Here is a 6,717-nt window from a genome sequence, read left to right as displayed (position 1 = left end):
GGTTCAAGGGCTTTCATGACATCTTCAATCGTATTGGGTAATCGCTTTTCAAAGAGTCGTTTGTCATCGTTATCAATGACTACAATAAAATTATTGCTTGAATGCAGGTCGATTCCAGCGTAAGTTTTCATAAGACACCTCCTAAATCCTATTGAGATTTAAGTCTCTTGCCCTTGGTTTCATAGTGCTACTATGAATAGGGGGGTGTCAATTTTTTACAAGACTCGGTGAGGTAGTCCTTTATATGATTATCAGACCCATTTTAGCTGAAAATCCGCCGGCTTTTTGGGGTCAGCTAGAACCGGATGTTAGAGCTCGATTTCTTCATGACCGAGCACCCGTGCTACAGCCAAACCAATTTCACATGCCTTTTCAAAATGAGAGTCTTCAAGGCCGACTGGTAAGAAATTTAACGACTTTGAAAGAAGCCAACGCGTTCGGTGTCTCCCGTTAATAAACCCAACTGTCAGTTTGCCGTCGATTTCTTTCAAATACATATCAGCAGTATGGAATCCAGTCCTGACATCTGGTATGTCATATGCAAACCAACCAATCCGTGGCTCACCGACCCATGATTCTACATAGAAGCTGTGATTTACCTTCCAGAGTTCCTCGAGAATATCTGCATTAACCCAAGTCGGAATGTATTGTTTTCGAGTAGCTTGAATTTTCATTTTTTCTCAAAATATTATTCAGATCCATATAATATGCAGAATGTGGCATTATACAGCCCACCGCCCCCTCAAAAAAACGATCTTTTTCCATACCCCACCCATCCGACCCTGACAAGCCCCCGCGTCCGTTTTCCGTAATTTTCCGCCTTTTTCCCCCATCCGCAACAGCGTCTTGACATTCCATTCCGGTCTGGGTACTGTTTTCATGCTGCGGCAAAAAACCGCAGTCGGGATTCGCACCCCCGAAAGCAGAGGAGCTAGCGCCCTCCACCATGAAAGAAATGCAGGCGCATTTTTTGCGCCCTTTCTTACCCTTATGGCGGAGCTGTGCGGGGCTTCTTCGGAAGCGCCGGTTCTCCTTTGCCCGGTAGTGCGAACCCGCTCAGCTCCGTCTCCCTTTTCGCACAAGGGCGGCGGATTCCCAGCTATCACCAGCAAAGGAGACCGTCATGACACAGAACCTGCCCACCACTGCTTTCACTTTTCAGGATCACACCGTAAGAACCATCACCGAAGAAAACGGAAGCCTCTGGTTTGTTGCCAGAGATGTTTGTGATGCCCTGGGCATTTCGTGGAGGGGCAACACACTGGACAGTATTCCGGAAAACTGGAGGGGGATGCGGAGTTTCCGCACCCCCCTCCAGAACCAGCACGGGGTGTACGGCGAGCAGGATCAGGAGTTCGTCACCATCAACGAACCCGCCCTGTACAAGCTGGCCTTCCGATCCAACAAACCCGCCGCCGAAGACTTCACCAACTGGGTGGCCTCGGAAGTGCTTCCCGCCATCCGCAAAACAGGCCGTTTCTCGGTGTCGGCTCCGGCCCTTGCCACGGAAGCCCCGGACAGGGAAGACCAGATCCGCCTTGCCCGAAAGCTCGTGACGCAGGTGAACGCCATCCTTCGGGATCTCCCCACCCTTGGCCGCCTGTATCAGGATATGGGCGTTTCCGTGAACGATGTCCTCCGCACCCTCTGCGTCCTCAGCCCGGATATCCACCACGAAGCCTATCTCCAGTCCCTCCGGGATCATGATGCCGCAACCCGGCCCCGGAACTGATCCATAAAGAAAGCCCCTGCATCGTTTTCGGTGCGGGGGTTTTTGTTTTATCCAGATAAGCCCCCAACCCCCGTCAAGCAAAATCAAGCCCCATTCAGCCAAAAAGAACACCCATCCACGCATATCTAAGCACCATCTGAAAAAGCCCCCCCATTCCGGCCCTATACTCTCCGCAGAAATTATCACCTGAAAGGGGGCTGACCCCTTTTATGAAAAAAGGGAGCGGAACATGGATACAGCGGTACAGGTTTTTGAAAATCGGGAGTTTGGGCAGGTAAGGATTAAGGACATCCACGGGGAAAATTGGTTTGTTCTGGCGGACATACTGAGGGCCATAGACACAAGCACGCCGCCGCATGTTGCAAAGGCATCCCTGTCAGAGGTTTTCGGAGATGGGGGAATTGCTGTTACCCCCATCCCGGATGCCCTCGGAAGAATCCAGGAGTCCACCATCATCAGCGAGCCCGCCATGACCTACCTTGTGGCCCAGAGCCGTACCGAAACGGCAAAAAAGCTGAACAGGTGGATTCACGGGGATATCCTTCCCTCCATCCGACGCACCGGGGCATATCAGATCCCCCGCAACGAGCACCCCCTCAAAATCCTGATCCAGCAGGATTTTTGGGCAGCGGAATGTGTTGCCGACATGCTCCGGGTTTCCGATGACTCCCGGCTGGCCCTTTGTTATGCCATCTATGACCACCATGGTCTGGATAAATCTGTACTGCCCCAGTACACGGAAGCACCCCGCCAGCGCATGTCCGCATCGGCCCTTTTAAAAAAACACAACGTGGACATGAGCACCATCAAATTTAATCAGCTCATGGTGAACAATGGGATGCTGGAGGAGCGGGAGCGCACCGGAGCCAGTGGGGCGGTCAGAAAATTCAAGAACCTCACGGATCTGGGTCTGGCTTTCGGCGAGAATATGGTTTCCCCGCAAAACCCCAGAGAAACCCATCCCATGTATTATGAGGATGCCTTTGAGGATCTTCTCATGACCCTGACCATGGGGAAGTCCCAGGAGCCTTGACATAAAAGGGGTCTGACCCCTTTTAGGAAACAAAGCCCCTGCATCCTTTTTCGGTGCGGGGGCTTTTTGCGTTCGGGGTTCAGCAACGCTCTGGGGCAGGCAGTGTTCTCATTTTTCCACATCAAATGATGTGGGAAAACAGGAACTGGAGGAAGGGGGGTGCGCAGAATTTTCGGACAAAAAAAAGACCCGCTCGATTTGTGCATTGGCCCTCTTAAAAAGTAAGAGCAGCGGCCAAGAGGCATGGCGGGTATGTTGGATACATCCTACCAACGCCAGAGTACCGATGTCAAAAGGAAAATGCGAAACTCCGGGTCTGTAGACCTGCTTTCTGTTACTGCAAAGGCCTTCAAATGATTGCAAGGGCGTGCAAACGACTACAAAGGCCTGCAAAGGACCACAAACGACTGCAATCAGCAGAAAACCCTTGCAGTTTAGGGCTTTTTGGGTCTAAAAAGGTGACAGAGCTATCTTCTGATCACACCCCATTCCCTTACAGAATCAGGGAAGATATGTATGGTTTCTAAATTTAAGGCTATGCGGGCCAAGAATATATGGGCAGGAAAAAACAAAACGATCAGACCGAAAAGCAGGATTCCGATTACAACATGTGGCGGTTTCTGACCGTTCTTGTGGATAAATTCTCAAATCTCATCAATAACAACAAGATACTTCCCCTTTCAGGCTTAGTGGTTCTGCTGATCATGGCATCCATTATATGGAGACTTCCGGAGACGGAACTGGCAGAAATCATAAGACTCCTGATTAATGAATTTATAACGGGTAAAGGTGGCCTGATTTTTTTGCTTGTTGCTACAAACGCCGGATGGTTTTACCTCTTAAAAAGAAGCAGAGAAATTGACCAGCGGGAAATAGACCGCCTCTCCGCCATCCGGAGCGAGCTGATGCATAAGGATCAGAAGACAACCATCAAGAAACACAGGTCTACCAACGGTGCGTGTGAAGAATCCTATATTCTGCCCGGCCCAAGGATCGATAAAGAAGGAGACGGACAATGATATTTCTGGGCAACTTGCTGATATTGATATTTGTACTCTATGTTTTTGCTCTTCAGATAGACAGATACAATAAAATCATCATGGATCAGTACAGCTTCAAATATTTTGAACTGCGGGATCGGCTGGCTATGCTTGTGATTCACGGGGAGCTTGAAGAAGATTCCTGGGAGTATAAAGATATTATCAAAACAATCAATTTTCATATCAATGCCATAGAAACCATGTCTGTCAGCAGGATTATTTCTTCTCTTGTGGCATACCACACCTCTTCGGATGAAGATAAAAAAGTGGAGATCATTAAAAAATCGGTAGACAATCCTGAGGTTTTAGAAGTTATGGCTGAATTTATGAATACCACAGCCCTTCTGCTTGAACGTAACAGCAAGGTCCAGATCAAAATATTGCAGTGGCTGTTAAAAAGCAGTGTGTCGAAAAAATTTATTTTCAAGCACTTGAGCAATACCAACATGAAATCAACCCTTGATATCAAAACCACTCTGGATAAGCTCAATGCTTACAGGGAAGATTTCCAGAAAAATATCCGGCAACAGACAGCAACAGCCTGAGAAAAAAGATCCCGTTTCCTTTTTACGGTTACCATCCATAAAAAGCCCCTGCATCTTTCGGTGTGGGGGTTTTTTGTTTTATCCAGCCAAGGCCCCACCCCCCGTCAAGCAAAATCTTGCCCCATTCAGCAAAAAAGAACATCCATCCACGCTCATCTAAGCACCATCTAAAAAAAGCCCCCCATTCAGGCCCTATAATCTCCGCAGAAATTATCACTTTTTCTGCGGGGACTTTTCCCCGCTTTCCCCCAAGGCGAGGACCCCATGCCCTTCCGGATGCTGGAACTTCTCAAAACAGAAATCTGGGCCGCAGCACCTTCGGCTCTGGATGCTCTGGCTTCGGCCCTGCGCCACCCCACAGCCATCCCTTCTTCTCAAGGCCCGGATCCGGAGCCTTTCACCCGCTCCGGCGGCATTGCCCTGCTCCCGGTCACGGGAACCCTGTCGCCGGATTACGGCTATGCCGGGGCCTTTGCCCCCCTTCGCACGGGATACAAAGGCCTGCGGGATCAGTTTGATCTGGCCATGGAAGATCCCGGCATCCATACCCTGCTGCTCTGTTTCAACTCCCCCGGCGGCACGGTGCAGGGCTGCAAAGAGCTGGTGGATCACATGGCTTCGGCCAAGGCCGCATCTGGCAAACGGGTGGTGGGCTATGTGGACGGGGCCTGTATGTCTGCGGCTCTGTGGCTGTCTTCGGTATGCGATGAGCTGGCGGCTCCGGCCACGGCCTTAGTGGGCAGCATCGGTGTCTTGCAGATCCATGCGGACTGGAGCCGCTTTAATGAGAAAACGGGCATCACCTTTTCCTATCTTTCGGCGGGGAGCTTTAAGGCCCTGCCCAATGCGGACAACCCTTTAAACGATACGGGCCGGGCCTATGTGCAGGAACGGCTGGACCGGATGTACGGCATTTTTACGGAATCCTACGCCAGTCTTCGGGGGCTTTCTCCGGAAAAAATCCGGGCCACGGATGGCCGGATCTATCTGGCGGAAGACGCCCTCAGAGAAGGGCTGGTGGATCGCATCACCCCCGGTCTCGAACCCTTTATGGCAGCACTCAGGGAGGAAAACATGGATATGAACAAACTCAAAGCGGAGCACCCCGCCCTTTACGCCCAGATCAGGGCCGAGGGCGGGGATGCGGTGCGTGCGGAACTGACACCGAAAATCAGCGCAGCCGGGGAGGATATCCTTTCCATGGTGGCCATGGTGGCAGGGCCGGAAGCTTCTGGCAAAATCCGCACCCTTCAGGGTCTGGGCCTGAAGGCGGATCAGATCAAGGCCATGGCCGATGCAGGGCTTCTGGCTCTGGGTGGCGCAGGCGCAGCCAATGCCCATGGCGGACAGGGTAACCCAGCAGGAAATCAGGCCAACGGACAGGGAGGACAGGCCAATGCCCAGACTCCCGCCCCTGCGGGGCAAGCTGCAATGACTGGTCCCACCGCTGCGGACATTCTCGCGGCTTTGCAGGCAGCGACCCCTCCCGGTGTTTCGGCGGGTGGACAGCCTGCGGGTGCAGCGGCGCTTCCCGGTGGCGGCCCGGATTTTCTGGCTCTGGTGGAAGGTCATATGGCAGCCAAAGCCTGCTCCAGAGGCGAGGCCATGCGGGAGATGCAGGCCAAACATCCGGAAGCCCATAAAGCCTACATCCTTGGTCTTCAGAAAGGCGGTGCCGCATGAGCTATGTTCTCGGGCCAAGATCCTACGAAGTGGGAACCGGCGGTGTGGAGTCTTTCCGGATTGTGCAGTTTGACGGGGAGAAGGTGATTCTGAACAGCGCAGCCGGAACGCCCGTCGGCTTTGCCACCACCTATGCGGCGGAAGGGGAACGGGTTTCTGTTCAGCACCTTGGGGTGGACGGCACCTGGGAGCTGGAAACCGCCGGAGCCGTTAGCGCATTGGATTTGGTTTTTGCGGCGGATGAGGGGCGGATTCAGGGTCTTCCTTCGGAAGCTGGAACCTACAGAAAGATCGGTATTGCCCTGAAATCGGCTGCCTCCGCAGGGGAGATCATTGAGGTGCTGCCCTATGATTTTCATGCCACCGTAACCGTCTAAAAGGGGTCAGACCCCTTTTCCCTTAAAGGGGTCTGATAATCATATAAAGGACTACCTCACCGAGTCTTGTAAAAAATTGACACCTCCCTATTCATAGTAGCACTATGAAACCAAGGGCAAGAGACTTAAATCTCAATAGGATTTAGGAGGTGTCTTATGAAAACTTACGCTGGAATCGACCTGCATTCAAGCAATAATTTTATTGTAGTCATTGATAACGATGACAAACGACTCTTTGAAAAGCGATTACCCAATACGATTGAAGATGTCATGAAAGCCCTTGAACCTTTTAAAWGCWGTCTTGAAG

At 51.7% G+C, this 6,717-nt stretch carries 7 protein-coding genes; 6 read left to right on the top strand and 1 reads right to left on the bottom strand.

Annotated elements, in window-relative coordinates:
- Positions 1–308: 308 nt before the first annotated feature.
- Positions 309–674 carry a plasmid fertility inhibition factor family protein gene (locus FIM25_RS16580; RefSeq protein ID WP_139450968.1) on the bottom strand — a complete coding sequence of 122 codons (366 nt, stop codon included), beginning with the start codon at positions 672–674 and terminating at the stop codon, positions 309–311.
- Positions 675–1,123: 449 nt separating this feature from the next.
- On the opposite strand from FIM25_RS16580, the gene FIM25_RS16575 reads away from it, so the two are divergent.
- The 6 genes from FIM25_RS16575 (at position 1,124) to FIM25_RS16550 (ending at position 6,410) form a co-directional block, all read left to right on the top strand.
- Positions 1,124–1,732 (top strand): BRO-N domain-containing protein, encoded by a 609-nt coding sequence (locus FIM25_RS16575; protein ID WP_139450967.1) that lies wholly within the window; start codon positions 1,124–1,126, stop codon positions 1,730–1,732.
- Between the two features lie 229 nt (positions 1,733–1,961).
- A complete protein-coding gene (locus FIM25_RS16570) occupies positions 1,962–2,765 on the top strand; it encodes a BRO-N domain-containing protein (RefSeq protein WP_139450966.1) in 804 nt (267 codons plus the stop codon).
- A 608-nt stretch (positions 2,766–3,373) separates the two neighbouring features.
- Positions 3,374–3,784: a hypothetical protein gene (locus FIM25_RS16565; RefSeq protein WP_179953478.1), complete on the top strand. Its 411-nt coding sequence runs from the start codon at positions 3,374–3,376 to the stop codon at positions 3,782–3,784.
- A complete protein-coding gene (locus FIM25_RS16560) occupies positions 3,781–4,350 on the top strand; it encodes a hypothetical protein (protein ID WP_139450964.1) in 570 nt (189 codons plus the stop codon). The genes FIM25_RS16565 and FIM25_RS16560 overlap by 4 nt, the downstream gene beginning before the upstream one ends.
- Positions 4,351–4,614: 264 nt before the next feature.
- Positions 4,615–6,033 carry a S49 family peptidase gene (locus FIM25_RS16555; RefSeq protein ID WP_139450963.1) on the top strand — a complete coding sequence of 473 codons (1,419 nt, stop codon included), beginning with the start codon at positions 4,615–4,617 and terminating at the stop codon, positions 6,031–6,033.
- Positions 6,030–6,410, top strand: coding sequence for a DUF2190 family protein (locus FIM25_RS16550; RefSeq protein ID WP_139450962.1), 381 nt, complete (start codon positions 6,030–6,032; stop codon positions 6,408–6,410). Before FIM25_RS16555 ends, FIM25_RS16550 begins: the two co-directional genes overlap by 4 nt.
- Positions 6,411–6,717 lie beyond the last annotated feature (307 nt).

It is taken from the genome of Desulfobotulus mexicanus (assembly GCF_006175995.1).
In the GTDB taxonomy this organism is placed as follows: Bacteria; Desulfobacterota; Desulfobacteria; order Desulfobacterales; family ASO4-4; genus Desulfobotulus; species Desulfobotulus mexicanus.
Note: the sequence above shows the minus strand (reverse complement) of the source record. Positions and strands in the feature narration are given on the sequence as shown.

What these genes read in the sequence shown, in the direction of transcription:
- FIM25_RS16550 (WP_139450962.1), top strand. Translation starts at nt 6,030, where the DNA reads ATGAGCTATGTTCTCGGGCCAAGATCCTACGAAGTGGGAACCGGCGGT.
- FIM25_RS16555 (WP_139450963.1), top strand. Translation starts at nt 4,615, where the DNA reads ATGCCCTTCCGGATGCTGGAACTTCTCAAAACAGAAATCTGGGCCGCA.
- FIM25_RS16570 (WP_139450966.1), top strand. Translation starts at nt 1,962, where the DNA reads ATGGATACAGCGGTACAGGTTTTTGAAAATCGGGAGTTTGGGCAGGTA.
- FIM25_RS16560 (WP_139450964.1), top strand. Translation starts at nt 3,781, where the DNA reads ATGATATTTCTGGGCAACTTGCTGATATTGATATTTGTACTCTATGTT.
- FIM25_RS16575 (WP_139450967.1), top strand. Translation starts at nt 1,124, where the DNA reads ATGACACAGAACCTGCCCACCACTGCTTTCACTTTTCAGGATCACACC.
- FIM25_RS16565 (WP_179953478.1), top strand. Translation starts at nt 3,374, where the DNA reads ATGTGGCGGTTTCTGACCGTTCTTGTGGATAAATTCTCAAATCTCATC.
- FIM25_RS16580 (WP_139450968.1), bottom strand. Translation starts at nt 674, where the DNA reads ATGAAAATTCAAGCTACTCGAAAACAATACATTCCGACTTGGGTTAAT.